General features: G+C 54.0%; 10 protein-coding genes. 7 read left to right on the forward strand and 3 right to left on the reverse strand.

The genetic code is table 11. The features are described from left to right. Nucleotides 1–16 precede the first annotated feature (16 nt). Nucleotides 17–2,953 carry an autotransporter outer membrane beta-barrel domain-containing protein gene (locus tag SFA31_RS09710; protein WP_322837788.1) on the forward strand — a complete coding sequence of 979 codons (2,937 nt, stop codon included), beginning with the start codon at nt 17–19 and terminating at the stop codon, nt 2,951–2,953. A 914-nt stretch (nt 2,954–3,867) separates the two neighbouring features. On the opposite strand, the gene SFA31_RS09715 is transcribed toward SFA31_RS09710, so the two are convergent. Continuing rightward, complete coding sequence (locus tag SFA31_RS09715; RefSeq protein ID WP_322837789.1) at nt 3,868–5,337, reverse strand: catalase; 1,470 nt, start codon at nt 5,335–5,337, stop codon at nt 3,868–3,870. A 452-nt stretch (nt 5,338–5,789) separates the two neighbouring features. Between SFA31_RS09715 and SFA31_RS09720 the strand changes: the two genes are divergently transcribed. The 6 genes from SFA31_RS09720 (at nt 5,790) to SFA31_RS09745 (ending at nt 12,205) form a co-directional block, all read left to right on the forward strand. Next, a complete protein-coding gene (locus SFA31_RS09720; protein ID WP_322837790.1) occupies nt 5,790–6,038 on the forward strand; it encodes a hypothetical protein in 249 nt (82 codons plus the stop codon). A 987-nt stretch (nt 6,039–7,025) separates the two neighbouring features. Further along, a complete protein-coding gene (locus SFA31_RS09725) occupies nt 7,026–7,598 on the forward strand; it encodes a spore coat U domain-containing protein (protein ID WP_322837791.1) in 573 nt (190 codons plus the stop codon). A 62-nt stretch (nt 7,599–7,660) separates the two neighbouring features. Further along, complete coding sequence (locus SFA31_RS09730; RefSeq protein WP_322839341.1) at nt 7,661–8,128, forward strand: spore coat U domain-containing protein; 468 nt, start codon at nt 7,661–7,663, stop codon at nt 8,126–8,128. A gap of 14 nt (nt 8,129–8,142) precedes the next feature. Then, nucleotides 8,143–8,898, forward strand: coding sequence for a molecular chaperone (locus SFA31_RS09735; RefSeq protein ID WP_322837792.1), 756 nt, complete (start codon nt 8,143–8,145; stop codon nt 8,896–8,898). After that, entirely contained in the window at nt 8,874–11,252 is a 2,379-nt protein-coding gene (locus tag SFA31_RS09740) for a fimbria/pilus outer membrane usher protein (protein ID WP_322837793.1), read from the forward strand. Before SFA31_RS09735 ends, SFA31_RS09740 begins: the two co-directional genes overlap by 25 nt. Continuing rightward, entirely contained in the window at nt 11,228–12,205 is a 978-nt protein-coding gene (locus SFA31_RS09745) for a spore coat U domain-containing protein (protein ID WP_322837794.1), read from the forward strand. Before SFA31_RS09740 ends, SFA31_RS09745 begins: the two co-directional genes overlap by 25 nt. Here SFA31_RS09745 and SFA31_RS09750 read toward each other — a convergent pair. Together SFA31_RS09750 and SFA31_RS09755 are read right to left on the reverse strand one after the other, a co-directional pair. Further along, nucleotides 12,202–12,927, reverse strand: coding sequence for an exonuclease domain-containing protein (locus SFA31_RS09750; protein WP_322837795.1), 726 nt, complete (start codon nt 12,925–12,927; stop codon nt 12,202–12,204). The genes SFA31_RS09745 and SFA31_RS09750 overlap by 4 nt on opposite strands. A gap of 2 nt (nt 12,928–12,929) precedes the next feature. Continuing rightward, entirely contained in the window at nt 12,930–14,795 is a 1,866-nt protein-coding gene (locus SFA31_RS09755) for a DUF294 nucleotidyltransferase-like domain-containing protein (RefSeq protein WP_322837796.1), read from the reverse strand. Nucleotides 14,796–15,246: the final 451 nt, after the last annotated feature.

The following is a 15,246-nucleotide window of genomic DNA, read 5'->3' on the forward strand; positions in this document are numbered from 1 at the left end:
CTAAAAGGATTTAATTATGGATGACCGCCCTAATAACAAATGGGGTGTTAGGATATTTGCCGCCAGTCCACTGTATGCATTACCGGTATTTTTAGCTTCGTTCTCATACAGTTTTGCCGCGAATAATGACACTATTATTGCTGATGGTACTCAGCGCACAATTGATAATTTGACTCTGGAAAATAGCGTTAATGGCACATTTATCATTCAGGCGCTTAATGGCGCGGAATTTAATGCCAGCCAGTTAGTTTTAAACAGTTCTGGTATTCGCGGCGGCGGTGCATGGATCGATAATAGCCAATTGAATGGAACAGACCTGAAAATAAATGTAACAGGAAAATCCGCAACGGGCCTTTATCTGGCGAATGCAAGTAATGCAACGCTTAAAAATATCACAATAACCGGTGAGGACAGCGCAATTGGACTCGCGCTGGACGGTTCGTGGTCCAGTCCGTCTGCAACGTCTACGGCGGTAGTAAGCGATAGCGATATTCACACTACCAATGGAGATGCCATTATTGTTACTCAGGGTAACCTGACATTAAATAATGTGTCAGCCAGTACTATTGGCGATAACGTTTATGCGTTGAATGCGAATAGAGCGGCGGATATCCACATTGAGGGCGGCAGCTTCACCACCCAGGGAACGCGCAGCTCTGCGATTTGGACTGCGTCATCAGATGCAACGGTTTCTGTAAACAATGCGCTGATTGCCACCGCCGGTGAACGGGCGATTGCCGTGAATGCGCAGAAAGGAACTGCGACAATAACCAATAGCTCTTTGACGACTGAAGGTAAAAACGCGTATGCGTTATATACCGAAAATCAGTTGAATGGCGACAACCTGACTATTAATACCTCCGGTGCCGGAGGCGTGGGGATGTTTGCCGCGCTGGGTGGGCAGGGGACGCTGACCCATAGCACTATTACCACCACGGGCGATGAGGCTAGCGGAATAGTCGCTTATCCCGGCTCACAGATTACCGCCGACAGCGTGCGCATTGAAACATCGGGCATGAATGCGTTTGGCCTGTGGAGCCGCGCCGGAACGCTGAATGTCAGTAATAGCGATATTGTGACCAACGGCGTCGGGGCCGCCGGAATTTATGCCAGCGATAGTAGTAACGACGCGGGGCAGGTGACGCTGGATAATGTTACCGTTGCGACGAAACAGGCTGAGGCGATAAATGTCAGCACCGCCAATTTAACGCTGACGGTTAAGGACTCGACGCTGACCGGCGGCAATGGGCAGCTTATTACGGTCGCCCATACGGAAGACACGCTCGATCCGGCGAATAATCTCTACAGCACGCTGGATTTCACCGCGGAAAATAGCGCGCTGAACGGTGATATTGCGGTGGATGATATTCGTAATCACACGGCGGTGAATTTGCTGTCCGGTACGATACTGACCGGCGCGGTGACTAACGCCTCTGCGCTGACGCTGGATAGTAGCAGTACGTGGAATATCAATAATAATTCGGTGGTAGGAACGCTCACGCACAGTGGCACCATCGCCTTCTCCGATACCAGTAAATTCGATACGTTAACCGTGACCGGTGATTATGCGGGCAGCGGCGGACTACTGGTGATGAATGGGGTACTGGGCGATGATAATTCACCAGCCAATAAGCTTGTCATTGGCGGAGATGTCGCGCAGGGCACCACGCGGGTAGCGGTGAATAACCTTGGTGGTCACGGCGCGCAAACCGTTGAGGGGATTGAATTAGTTAGCGTGGGGGGCACCTCCATAGGCGGCTTTACGAAGCAGGATAGAATCGTGGCAGGAGCCTATGATTATGATTTGGTTAAAAAGGGTGAAAACTGGTACCTGACCAGTTCACTGCCGCAGCCGGATCCTAAGCCGACCCCAGACCCGACCCCGGATCCTAAGCCGACGCCCGATCCCTCTCCGGAGCCAAATCCAAAACCTACGCCGGAGCCGAAACCTACGCCGAAGCGCCCGCCCATTGTGCGCCCGGAAGGCGGAAGCTACACGGCGAACCTTGCCGCAGCGAATACGCTATTCGCCATGACGCTACACGACAGGCTGGGCGAGCCGCAGTTCGTTGAGACGTTAAACGCGCAGCCGGAAGTCACCAGTCTGTGGATGCGCCAGGTCGGCGGCCATAACCGCTGGCATGACGCCAGCGGCCAGCTGGGTACGCAAAGTAATAGCTATACGGTGCAGATGGGGGGCGATGTCGCACAGTGGAGCGCGGATGGCCTCGATCGCTGGCATCTGGGTTTTATGGCGGGCTATGCCAATAGCCATAGCAACACGCGTAATCATGTGAGCGGTTTTAGCTCAAAAGGTACCATTAATGGTTACAGCGTTGGCGGTTATGCGACCTGGTATGCTAACGCGGCTGATATGACTGGCGCTTATCTGGATAGCTGGATGCAATATAGCTGGTTTACCAACAGCGTAAAAGGCGAGAAGCAGGCGCGGGAATCCTATGATTCTCACGGCATTACCGCCTCGCTGGAGACGGGCTATACCTGGCGAACGGGCGCTTTTACCGGTAGTCGTGGCAGCGTTAATACCTGGTATGTGCAGCCGCAGGCGCAGGCTATCTGGATGGGCGTCAGAGCAGACGATCATACGGAGGTAAATGGCACGCACGTGCAGGGAGTAGGCGATGGTAACCTGATGACGCGGTTAGGGGTAAAAACCTGGATTGCCGGGCATCACGCCGATGACGCCGATCTGCAGCGCCAGTTCCAGCCGTTTATTGAAATGAACTGGCTGCATAATACGCGCAGTTTTGCTACCAAAATGGATGGTGTCAACGTCAGCCAGGACGGTGCGCGCAATTTGGGCGAGGTGAAAGTAGGCCTGGAAGGGCAGATAACGCCGCGCTTCAACCTGTGGGGCAACGTGGGGGTTCGAGTTGGCGATAGCGGATATTCCGATAGCACAGCCATGCTCGGCGGTAAACTTAACTTCTAAAGGAGTAAGCAGGCGGGCTGCCAGGCCTGCCTGAAATAATAAGAAAGAAAGGGAGCACGATTTCTGCACGGAAGCAGCTTTCGAAGCGTTTTTTGTTTTCAATACGCTGGCGTTACTCAATATCATACTATTGCGTTTCACCAGGGGCCGCCGGGTAACCGCCAGCGTATTTCTTTTCTTTACGCCTTTTCTGACAAACTTCCCGCTGACGGGTAAAAAGTCGTCTATCCTTAATGGCAGTGTTGATGGTTTTATCTGGAGTAGCCGTTTTTACGCCTGCTCAGGGATACGATAAGTCCCTGATACGAATTTATTAACGCTTTCGAGGTAGTTTTTTTGATATTAAAGTTGATTTCGATCAATTTTATTGTAATATAATTGTTAATGCAGGTTCAGCGACGCGGGTTCGCTGCCGGTGGAAGCATCAGGCTTGCAGTTCCAGTAAGGGTCCAACGTTGTTATTCAACGCTGCCGGTGGATGCACCAGCCCAATACATTCTATGGCCCCTAGCTTCTGTGAAGCCGGGGGTTATCTTTATGGGGCGCAAACTGCGCCTGAAGGTCCCCCTGTTTAGACCGCCCCGTTCATTATTACTGAATGAGCATCGCCCGATTTCAAAGGCAGGCCCAGGGCAGGACCAGCTCTGCCTGAGCGTTCTTAATAGCGGCTGGCAACGCAGGTGGATGCTTGCGGTTTTATTTTGCGTGCCGGTGCCATGCACTTTTGAAATACACGCGCTCTGGAAATAAACGTGACCCGCAGGCGAAATCGGCTGCGTCCGGGTAGCAACAGCGCGCGAGCCGCGACGCGGGTTGGTTTTTTCGGCGGAGGTGTTGTACAAAACCGCCTGCTTTATGAATGAGAAAAGGCCTGCGAAGAGGCCTTTTTTTAATTAGCGTTTACGCCCCAGGGGTCAGGGTTGATTCGCGCGTGCGGCTTTCACTTTCTGCTCGATGCGCGCGCCAATCGCTGCATCAATATTACGCCAGTATTCAAACGCCCGGGATAGCACCGGCTCCTGTACGCCATCCAGTAAATGGCCAACCACATTATTCACAAGCCTGTCGCGCGCCGCGTCGTCCATCACCTGATTAACCAGCGTATTAGCCTGCCCGTAGTCATCATCGTCTTTGCGCAGCGTATAGGCTTCACGCACCATATTGCCGCTGGCGGACCACGTCGCATCTTCAGGATGGCGCGTGCCGTCTGCTTTCGGGCCTCCCTTTGAGTTTGGCGCATATACCGGGTCAGAAACGCTATTAATGCGCATGGCGCCGTCTTTGCTGTAGCTGTTCACCGGTACTTTGGGTGCGTTGACCGGGATTTGCTTATAGTTGACGCCAAGGCGCGCGCGGTGAGCGTCAGCGTAGGCAAACACGCGGCCCAGCAGCATTTTGTCCGGGCTTAGGCCGATACCTGCCACCAGATTATTCGGCTCGAACGCCGCTTGTTCTATCTGTGCGTGGTTGTCGGTCGGGTTAGTAGTTAGCTGAAGCTTACCTACTTTGATCAGCGGATAGTCGCCGTGTGGCCATACTTTGGTAAGATCGAACGGGTTGAAACGATACGTTTCCGCCTCATTGAACGGCATAATTTGCATATACAGCGTCCAGCTCGGAAATTCGCCTTTATCAATCGCGTTATACAAATCGCGCATGTGATAATCGCTATCCTGGCCTGCCAGCTTATCGGCCTCTTCCTGAGTCAGGCATTCCACGCCCTGATCGGTTTTGAAATGATACTTCACCCAGAATTTCTCGCCCTGCGCATTCACCCACATATAGGTATGGCTGGAATAACCGTTCATATGGCGCCAGCTTTTCGGAATGCCGCGATCGCCCATCAGCCAGGTGACCTGGTGCGCCGACTCTGGCGAGAGCGTCCAGAAATCCCACTGCATATCGTGGTCGCGCAGGTTATTATCCGCCCGGCGCTTTTGTGAGCGAATAAAATGCTGGAACTTCATAGGGTCGCGAACAAAAAAGACGGGGGTGTTATTACCCACCAGATCGTAGTTACCTTCCTGAGTGTAAAATTTCATCGCAAAACCGCGCGGGTCGCGCCAGGTATCCGGGCTGCCGCGCTCGCCGGCTACGGTAGAAAAGCGCATAAGCACATCGGTTTTAACGCCCGGCTGAAACAGCGCCGCTTTAGTGTAGCGGCTGACATCTTCCGTGACTTCAAAATGCCCAAACGCGCCGCTGCCTTTGGCGTGTGGCTGACGTTCCGGAATGCGCTCCCGGTTAAAATTGGCCATCTGTTCGATTAAATAGTGATCCTGCAAAAGAATCGGACCATCAGGACCAATGGTTAACGAATGTTCATCGCTGGCTACCGGAATGCCAGCGTCCGTGGTTGTCGGCTTATTATCAGAATTGCTCATATTTGTTTCTCCAGCGTCAGTGTTATTTGTCAAACATTCAGCTTAGTTCAGGATCGGCGAGAGGGTATAAAAACCCATCTGATTAATAAGGTTATGCGTAGCCGGATGGCTGATTATACGAGAGAGCACGCAATAGTCCCGGCGGCTGCCAGCAAAAGACGCCCCCGCAAACTCTCCACTTTGCAGGCTTTTATGTTGTGAATTAGCGATGAGCGTCAGATAGTTCGGCAATAGTAGGTGTCACGTTAGGTTTCACAGAAGTATAAGGAAAAATAATTTCAGATTGATATTTCGACAATTTTTGTTAACCGCTGGCTATTATCCCGGCGCAGTGTGGAAGAGATTTATTTCTACATGCATGCGGATATTGGTGGCAGTTATCTACCGGGCTAACGGATAAAGCCTGCGCCGGAAGCGATGCCTTTTGTCTGTCTTAAAACCCGTAGAACGATATGCTCACCGCCGTATTTAACGCGCAAGAACCGCTTAAAGCGCCGCAACGTGTTCTGCTGAACATTTCCCCGGGGAGATTAATTCCAGCCCAAAATATCGGGCTTGTTGTATTCACTGCCAGCGCAAAAGATTTTGATGCGGCGTTAGCCCAGGCGCCGTTAATTCAGGCCGCTACAGAATTATGCGGTATTTATCAGGAAAAAAACTCGATGCAGGCCAATAGCGCTTGCCTGGCCGCGCTGGGTTAGTTCAGGAATTTTGTTTATTCCTCTGCTTAGGGCGGTGCCTGGCCGAATTGGATATATTAAAGCAGGATGGGAAGACGCATTTTACCGCGTTTTTTAAAAGTAACCCGCACGAGGGTATTGTTTGATGGCAGGTTCATGCACGCCGCTTTCGGGCAGCGTAAGCTACAGAGCAGCTATTTTCGGTAGCAAACTATCTATTTCAAAAAGGCTATCAGTGGGGCGGTAAAACCTCTGGCGAAGCCTGGGTATGTGGCACCAGTTTTGAAGAAAATATCAAATTATTATCAGCGAGTTAGTTGAAATTAAGCGCTGACGATAGCGTCAGCCAGTGGACAAGCAATTTAAAAATGGTCAAATGCAGACTGTGCCTGCATGACAATATGCTGTCGATCGCATCCTGGTGAAATACAGGACGAGTGTTGGGCCAGAAGAGAAAAAAGAGGCGCTTACTTTCCGGGGGAGCAATCAATAAACGGGGGCTATATTAATTTTGTGTAATCCTTCGTACGCTGAGGCAGCCCTGCGTGTGCCAGCATAAGAACGTACAAACGTGGGTGGGATAATAACGGGTGCCTGAAGTAATGTCAGGAGAAAGGCACTGAGCGGGGGAACGGGCGCTATTACATCTTCCGGTTTATGGGGCACTTAACAGGCCTTTTTAACAGAATCTTATTTGGTTTTTTAAGGTGTAAACTAAATTATCCACCAGATGTAAGGGATAAGGAGAAAAGTAAGAGACAGTCAAAGCAATAAATAAATGATTGTGATCCTTTTCATGTAACCAGCACATATTTTTTTATGTTACTTCTTATAAAGCGCCATTATTTTATCTAATTTATTGAAAATGAGGTTTATTTTATTCTCCCCGAAGAAACCTCCTCGCCTTGACTGCCATTTGTAGTTTTACAATGTTTGTCTAAATTTCAAAATATTAACGGCGGCAGGCGCCGTGCCCTATTGGCTGACCGAATAACGGGTGAGGTCATTATGCAAAAACGACGTTTTATTACTCTTTGTGCAGGCGCAGGGCTATTGGCGCTCTCTGCATCCGGCCACGCCGTTACCAGCAGCGGCACGATTGCCGCAACGTTAACGCTCACGAATGGCTGTTTAATTAACGGTGCACCGGCACAAAGCGGTATCAATTTCGGTACGCTCGATTTTGGCACTCATCCGGCGACATTTTCTACGCTGACAGCGCAGCTAAGCGGTGCCTCAGGCGGGAACAGTTTTACCGTGCAGTGTACGGACGGGGCTGCCTACGCCGTACAGATTACCGGGAGCGCCAATACCGCCCCGACAACGGCAGCCGGTACTGCGGGTGCCGAGCCTCGTTATCTGGTCAGCACCACCAGCGCGACGCAGGGGGTTGCCTACAGTGTTTATAGCGATAGCGCCTTTAATAACGAAGTACTAAATAATGCGGATATTCCTGCAACCTCCACGGCGAATGGCATCAGCAGCTACACCCTGTATGGGCGAATACAGGGCGGTGGCAATAGCGTGACCGTACAACCCGGCATATATACCGATACGATAAATGTTAGCGTGACCTATTGAGCATTTTTCTCCGGCTTCGACGGGGGAATGGCCGGTGGCTCCCGGTTGTCGGGCTATCGTTAATGCTGGTATCGCAGGATATGCTGGCATTGACGTCCCAGTCATTCCCCGTCCGCGCGGCCATTGTGGCTGGATGTATTATCGGCGGCGGCGGGCAATATGGCACGCTGGATTTTGGCATACACAGCGGTGTGGCAACCGCCGACGTTAACGCCGCTTTTGTTCCCAATGGCTCGCTTAGTATTGCCTGTACGCCGGGGGTCACCCTGAATATGCAAATAGACGGCGGACAGCATTACACCACCGTGCGCCGCATGATTCGCGGCGGCGGTGCGCAGAGCGTCTCTTATCGCTTATACCGCAGCAGTACAACGACGGCGGCGAATGAAATTACGGTGGGTCAAACCGTTGCTATCAGCGCAGGCAATGGCAATAACATTTTGCTGCCAATTTATGGCGTAGCGCAATTGACGGGAAATAGTCCGGCCGGGGGTTACAGCGATCGGCTTACCGTTACGCTATCGTGGTAAGTAAAGGAGTTTTGATGTCGCGTTTGAATCTGGCGTTTTGTGGATGTTTATTATTACTGCTGCCCTGGCGCATATCGCAGGCCGCGGCGAATTTACTGATATGGCCTATCGATCCTATCCTGACGGCCAATGATAATGCGACTCCGCTGTGGCTTGAAAACCAGGGTAAGACACCGGTTACTTTGCAGGTGCGCATCGTGCGCTGGCGACAGGAAACAGGCAGGGAGCGCTATAGTTCCCAGCAGGATGTTGCGGCCAGCCCCCCGGTTATTCGCGTGGAGCCGCAGAATAAACAACTGGTACGTCTGATGAAACAAACCGCTGTCCCCGCGGGGCAGGAGTGGGCCTATCGCATTGTGGTGGATGAAATTCCCCAGCCATCGGAGGCCGGTTCGGCGGCGAATCTGGGCGTCAAATTACAAATGCGCTATTCCATTCCTTTATTCGTTTATGGGGTAGGGCGGACTACGCAGCGCGATGCGGCCAACCACGTAAGCGTTGATGCCTCAAAACTGGCGTGGGGTGTAATGGAGGAAGCCGGCCAGCGCCTGCTGTGGGTACGTAACCGTGATAACGTGCATGTCAGGCTCAGCCAGGTTTCTCTGGAAGGCGCATCCGGTAAAAATATTTTGGCCGATGGGCTGTTGGGCTATGTGCTGGCGGGAAGCGAACGGCGCTGGCCGCTGCCTTCTGCGTTTCGCTCGGCCGCTAAACTTACCGCCACGATTAATGCAACGCATGAGCAATGGCACGCTACGCCATCGCGCTGACGGTTCTCATGCTACTGGCCGTTAATCGCGCAGGGAAGGCGCAAACGGGAGATGATCCCCTTCCTGCGCCGCCCGACGCGCGGGCGATTGCGGCTCAGGCGCTTTATCATCTGGCGCTTTTCGTCAATTACAGAGACAGCGGCATTATCGCCGAGGCGACGCGGCGCAATGGGCGTTTTTATTTACGCTCGGCCGACTTGCAGCGGGCCGGCATTCCTGCCCGCTATATTCCCAACGGGAACATAGACCCCGATAGCATTGTGGGAGTCCGAAGCGAATATGATGCGCCCGGGCAGCGTTTGTTGCTCACCGTTCCTCAATCCTGGCTGCCCCATCGCCAGGTTGCGCTGGGCGAATCCCGCCCTCGTTATCATTCCGTTAGCGGCCGGGGAGCGCTGCTGAATTACGATATCTACGCCAGTCGGGCCCGGAATGGCGACGCCCGGATTTCCGCCTGGCATGAGGCGCGCATGTTTGCTCCCTCAGGAACGCTTAACGCGACCGGGACGTTAAGCGGCCGTGACGGCGGTGGGCAGGGAGGTGAGGGATATCGACGCTATGATACGTGGTTTACTTCTACCGATGATGAACGAGCCATTCGCTGGTCAGTCGGTGATGTAGTCACCGATGCGCTGAGCTGGAGTAATAGTGTGCGTATGGGCGGCGTTTCATACGGACGTGATTTTTCTTTGCGCCCCGATATAGTGACCTACCCGCTGCCTGCGTTTTCCGGTGAGGCCGCGCTGCCTTCGTCGGTCGATATTTTTATCAATGGCTACCGCAACGGCGGCGCGCGCCTCCAGCCTGGCCCTTTTACCCTAACCAATCTCCCCTATGTTAACGGCGCAGGGGAGGCTGTATTAGTAACGACCGATACGCTGGGCCGCCAGGTATCTACGACGCTGCCTTTTTATGTGGCGAGCGACCTACTGCGCCCCGGCCTTAGCGATGGCATGGTTTCCCTGGGCGCGCTGCGGCGCCGGTATGGCGTGGCAAATTTTGACTACGGGGCGATGGGGGGAAGCGGTAGCTGGCGCTATGGCGTAACGCCGTCATGGACGTTGGAAACTCACGCTGAGGGCGCACCATCTCTGGCGCTTGGTGGTCTGGGATCGCGAGTCAAATTAGGCCGCTGGGGAATAGCAAACGGAGCGTTGGCCTACAGCGATATGCGCGGCGAGGCGGGGCATCAAACAAACTGGGGCTGGCAGTATACGACGCAGTCATTCTCCCTGGCGACGCAGCATAGCCGCCGTCAGCGAACATACGGCAATCTTGCGCGCTACGAAACCGTACGTGCGGCAGACACTGGTGTACCGCTGGTCGGATTGAGTCGCAGCGCCTCACAGTATTCGCTGTCGTTAAACCTTAAGCGATACGGTAGCCTGGGCGCAGCGTGGATAGACGTGCAGGGTTTTGATGCGTCGCGGACCCGGCTGATGAATCTGTCATGGAGTAAAACGCTGTGGGGCAATAGTAGCCTGTATCTTTCCGGTGGACGGGAGTCAGGAACAGGAGGATGGAACATGGCACTGGTCATACAACTGTCGCCGGGTATACGCGATAGCGTTGCGGTGACTATGGAGCACACGCCCGCCTCTGGAGATACTCAGCGCGTGAATTATAGCCGCGCGATGCCAACCGACGGCGGCCTGGGCTGGGATGTAGCGCTGGCGCGGCAGGAGGCTACTGCAAATTATCAGCAGGGTACGCTACGTTGGCGTAATAACCATATACAGCTTCAGGGTGGGGTTTACGGTCAGCGTGGTGCCTATACGCAGTGGGGAGAGATGTCCGGCGCGCTGGTCGCCATGGACAACCGTCTGTTTACGGCTAACCAAATCAACGATGCATTTGTGGTGGTTAGCACGGACGGCGAGCCGGCCGTGAAGGTGAATTATGAGCATCAGCCGGTTGGGATAACGGATAATAAAGGATACCTGTTGGTCAGCGGCGTTGCTTCTTCGTATCCCGGGCTGTATAGCATCGATGCGTTAAACCTACCGGTGGATATAGCGGTTAAGAAAACGGAACAGCGGCTGGCGCTGCGGCGCCACGGCGGTTATGTACTACGCTTTCCGCTTAAGCGCCAGCGGGCCGCCAATATTATCCTGCACGATAGCGCCGGGCAGGCCGTGCCGCTTTCCAGCCGCGTAAGCGGCGTGGCCGGGGGCGATGCGATTGTAGGATATGAGGGAATTGCCTGGCTTACCGGCCTGGAACGACGTAATGCGTTAACGGTAACGGCGCCGGATGGGCGACGCTGTCGGGTTCAGTTGGCGCTGCCGGCATCGGATGGCGGGCGTATACACACTTACGGGCCGCTGGAATGCCGTTGGCAGGAGGCGCGGTGAGAGCGATACGCCTGTTACTACTATGTTTGCTGATGGGGTTGAGCGGGCTGGCGCAGGCAGAATGTACGCTAAGCCGAACTAATGCCGTATTTGGGCAAGTCTCTTCATTTGCCGTTAACGCCAGCGCGCAAAACACCAGCGCAGGATTGCAGCTGGATTGCGATACCGTTCTGAATTTACTCACCTCCGATTTTGTGCGAGTGACCTATGCCGGGGCGTCATCGTCAAGCGGAACGCGCGCGGTACTGCGAAATACCACGAGCTCGGATCAAAGCACAATCCCGGTGATGCTGTGCGCTGTTGCGGGCTGTGGCAGTGAACTAAATATCTCTGGAATTTACACCTGGAGCGGTAATACGCTGCTGGGGCTATTAACCAGCAAGCGCTATAGTCTGCCACTTTACCTGCGTACCGTGCCCGGTCAGTCGGTCAGCGCCGGAACCTGGCAGACGACTCTTTCGCTGAACGTAAACTGGAGTATTTGCTCGCTGGGCGTGGCGGTGTGCCTGGCAGCTCAAACCGGTAGTTCAACCGTAAGTATTACGGTCACGCTCGTGGTGACTAACGATTGCTCAACGTTGACCACGCCCGTACTGGATTTTGGCAGCGCGGCGTTGGTTTCAGGGTTCAGTGATGTACGCCAGACCATTTCCATTACCTGCACCAAAGGCAGCGTTTACACGGTCGGTATCAATAATGGCAATTACGCCAGCGGCGGCGCACGGAATTTAGCGAACGGCAGCTCTCGTTTACGCTATGAGATTTACAAAGGCACCGGTAACGATCGCTGGGGCGTTAGTGGGAATGAACGCTGGCCCAGCGGCGCATCGACCTCCCAGAGTAGCGATGGTTTACTGCGCACCTATGCGTATACGGCGCGCATCTTGTCCGGGCAGGCGACGCCGCCGCCGGGCAATTATAGCGATACGCTGGTGGTAGACGTAGCATTTTAACGCCCCGCTCGCGATGCGCGAATAAAGGCCGCCAGCGGCGAAGCGGCGCTGCCAAACAGGCGCTGGCGCTGCGCTAACAGCAGCTCACCGGTCGCTATTGCGTCTACCAGCGCATGGTGCGCCGGGTAATCAGGCAAATGATAGGCGCGCCGCAGGTCAGATAACCGGCAGCTTGCCCCATATTCTGGCGCGCCCGGCTGCGGCGTATTGCGTGCAATTCGTAATGTATCAAGCCAGATAATCGGCGGTTCCGGCAGGCCGCGTTGCGCCAGGTAACTCTGGATAAAGCGCCGCTCGATAACGGCGCCGTGTACCAGTAAAACTTTGCCGCCAAGCGCCAGCCAGAGTTGTTCAAACGCCGCGTCGATGGCCCAGCCGGTGCGCTGCATTTCCGGCATAATGTGATGCAGCGTAACGGCGGCAGAGGGCGCATCATCCCGGCTGTGAATCAGTAAATGGCGCGCGCTGCGCAGCGCAATCACGCCTTCCTGCATCTCTACCCAGCCCATACTGATAATGCGATCGCTGTCGGCATCAAGGCCGCTGGTTTCGAAATCGAGAATTAAAATAGGCAGCTCGCGGATATCCCGGTCGGCCGCCGGCAGCGGAAACTTGAGCAGCGCGCTCAGGGCGCCGGAGCCTAAGCCGCCATGGCGCAGCAGCGCCCGGCGGCGTTTCTCCAGTCCGCGCAGCGGATCCCGGCTAAAAAAAGAAAAGCGCATTGTTAACCGCCAAACGCCATTTTTGCTGCATCCTGGAAGCCGGAAAGCATGCGAAATGCATCTTTCAGATGCTGGCGTTCCAGGCTCCCAAAGCGCTCGGGATTGATACTGTTATCGGCTTCTTCACCCCGCTGCAGCGCATGACTTTGGTGCAAGTAACGCAGTTGCGTGACGTAGCGCCATGTCCCCAACATATCCTGGGCGGAGGCGTCGTTCAGCGCGCACTGTTGCAGCAGCGCCTGGATACGCTCTTCCGTATTTTGTTGAGGTATACCCGCGCTCAGGGCATGCAGGCGAACTATGTCGACCACGCCGTGGATCGCCGCGCGCTTAATATTGAGGATTTTTTCTTTATTTCCGTCTTTTTCCAGCACCAGATTGTGAAAAATCCCCAGCGGTGGGCGTATTTTCAGCGCGTTGCGCAGCAGGGCTTTCAGCAGGCGGGGATTATGATTGATGACCTGCTGGCGCCAGGCGTCCAGAGTGGCAAACAGCGCTTCATCGCCGGCCACGTGGCGAATCTCAATAAATACGTTTAACTTCAGCAGGCCATCATATTCCGGATTAGACGCCCATTTCCGGTAATAGTCTTTCCATACCGTTAGCCGCTGGCACCAGGCGGGCGTCGCCGCCATAAAGCGCCCTTCACACAGAGGATAGCCGCAGGCGGCAAGCCCTTTACACACGTACATGGCAAAGTGGCTAAACCACTGGCGATCGGTAGCGGTTGCGCTATCGGCGAGCAACAGCGCGTTATCCTGATCGGAGGCCAGGTGTACCTCATGGCGCGCGTGGGAGCCTGCCGCCATCCAGGACCATGCGCACGGCGCTTCGCCTAAATAGTCGATGGCCAGCTCGGTCAGGCGGCGAGTGACGGCATCATAAATCATGGTCAGTACCAGGCCGACAATATGCGGAGCGACGTTCCCGTCGAGCAGTGTTTCGAAAATAGCCTGGCGCACCGGCGTGAGATTAACCAGCGCGTCTATAGAAGCGGCGCGGCTGATTTGCTCTATCAGGAAAATTGCCTGCACGCTGTTTTTTTGGATGAGCTGCTGGGGCGTTAGCAGCCCAATGGGGCGAAACTCCCGATCAATAACCGGGATATTGCGAATATTGTGGCTCATCATCAGGCTGACGGCCCGCATGACCAGTTCGTCCTCAAATACGGTATGCAGATTGTCGGTCATCACCTCTGTCACCGGTACCTGGCTATCCTTGCCCGGCGCGATAACTCGCTTAGTCATGTCTTTATCGGTCATCATGCCAATCAGCGTTCCTTTATCGTTAACGATAAAGGCGCAGGATGTGCGTATCTCAAGGCTCATGAGCGTAGCGACCTGCTGCACCGACATGTGCGGTGCCGCTATGGCGATGCTGCGATTTGCCACATCTCCGGCGAGGCGAAAGAAGATACCTTTATCCTGCTCTGACCACTGTACGTTTAGCGCAGAATGTAGGCGGCGCCAGGCGCTCAGCGCTAATTGCGTCAGCACTTGGGGATAATCGGAGATACTGTCCTGCAGCGGTGCGTATGCCAGCCGATATAGCAGCGTATTTTCCAGCGCCAGAGTGTGATATTCCACGCGCTGTTCCTTCAGTGCGTGAAGAAGGCTAAAGCCAAAAATATCCTCTGCGCCGAGGCGGGCGCGCAGCGTGCCGTCCAGATGCCGCTGCTCAACGGCGCCGGTGCGTAAAATATAAAGGCACCCGGGCGGTTCGGCCTGAGTATTCAGGGGCATTCCTTTATCCAGCCATAAAATATCCACCTGAGCGGCTATCTTCTGAAGCACTTTTGAAGGTAAGCGATCGAAAGGCGGAATGGCGTGCAGGAAAGAGACGATATTGGGAAGAAGTTCTTCTGTCATGACGGACATCCTTGGTAACCGGCCCGCCAGTTATATCACAGGCAGACGTTTATTTTACGCGGTGGCGCCGTAATCGGCGTGAAATGTTGTGATCGGCCGCACGCTGAACCAATAGGGTAAGCCGAGCTAAATGGGCGTGTTAATAACTGGCCTGGCGGCCAGTCAGGGCATTTCAACGCAGGTTGTTGATAAGATTTTTTAATTTTATGTATTCAGAAACAGGCCGCGTAACCGATAGTGAGTAGAGTTAACTTGCGCAAAAAATCGTTATTTGCCGCCATGTTATGTGGCAGATAGCGTCTATACTCAGACAGCGGGCGGTCCTGGCCACGCGAGTCATAATTACTGCTATTAATATTTAATGTTGCCACTCATTTTTTATGTGGGATTAACCGTTAGGAAAATGTGCTTATTATAGATATTTGATAAGAGTATACTGCTGCGCTTGTGT

It is taken from the genome of Erwinia sp. HR93 (genome assembly GCF_034555055.1).
Classification (GTDB): Bacteria; Pseudomonadota; Gammaproteobacteria; order Enterobacterales; family Enterobacteriaceae; genus Apirhabdus; species Apirhabdus apintestini.

Bases quoted from the DNA above. Each gene is read 5' to 3' on its own strand.
- SFA31_RS09750 (WP_322837795.1), bottom strand. From the start codon at position 12,927: ATGCGCTTTTCTTTTTTTAGCCGGGATCCGCTGCGCGGACTGGAGAAA.
- SFA31_RS09755 (WP_322837796.1), bottom strand. From the start codon at position 14,795: ATGACAGAAGAACTTCTTCCCAATATCGTCTCTTTCCTGCACGCCATT.
- SFA31_RS09715 (WP_322837789.1), bottom strand. From the start codon at position 5,337: ATGAGCAATTCTGATAATAAGCCGACAACCACGGACGCTGGCATTCCG.
- SFA31_RS09745 (WP_322837794.1), top strand. From the start codon at position 11,228: ATGCCGTTGGCAGGAGGCGCGGTGAGAGCGATACGCCTGTTACTACTA.
- SFA31_RS09730 (WP_322839341.1), top strand. From the start codon at position 7,661: ATGCTGGTATCGCAGGATATGCTGGCATTGACGTCCCAGTCATTCCCC.
- SFA31_RS09735 (WP_322837792.1), top strand. From the start codon at position 8,143: ATGTCGCGTTTGAATCTGGCGTTTTGTGGATGTTTATTATTACTGCTG.
- SFA31_RS09740 (WP_322837793.1), top strand. From the start codon at position 8,874: ATGGCACGCTACGCCATCGCGCTGACGGTTCTCATGCTACTGGCCGTT.
- SFA31_RS09720 (WP_322837790.1), top strand. From the start codon at position 5,790: ATGCTCACCGCCGTATTTAACGCGCAAGAACCGCTTAAAGCGCCGCAA.
- SFA31_RS09725 (WP_322837791.1), top strand. From the start codon at position 7,026: ATGCAAAAACGACGTTTTATTACTCTTTGTGCAGGCGCAGGGCTATTG.
- SFA31_RS09710 (WP_322837788.1), top strand. From the start codon at position 17: ATGGATGACCGCCCTAATAACAAATGGGGTGTTAGGATATTTGCCGCC.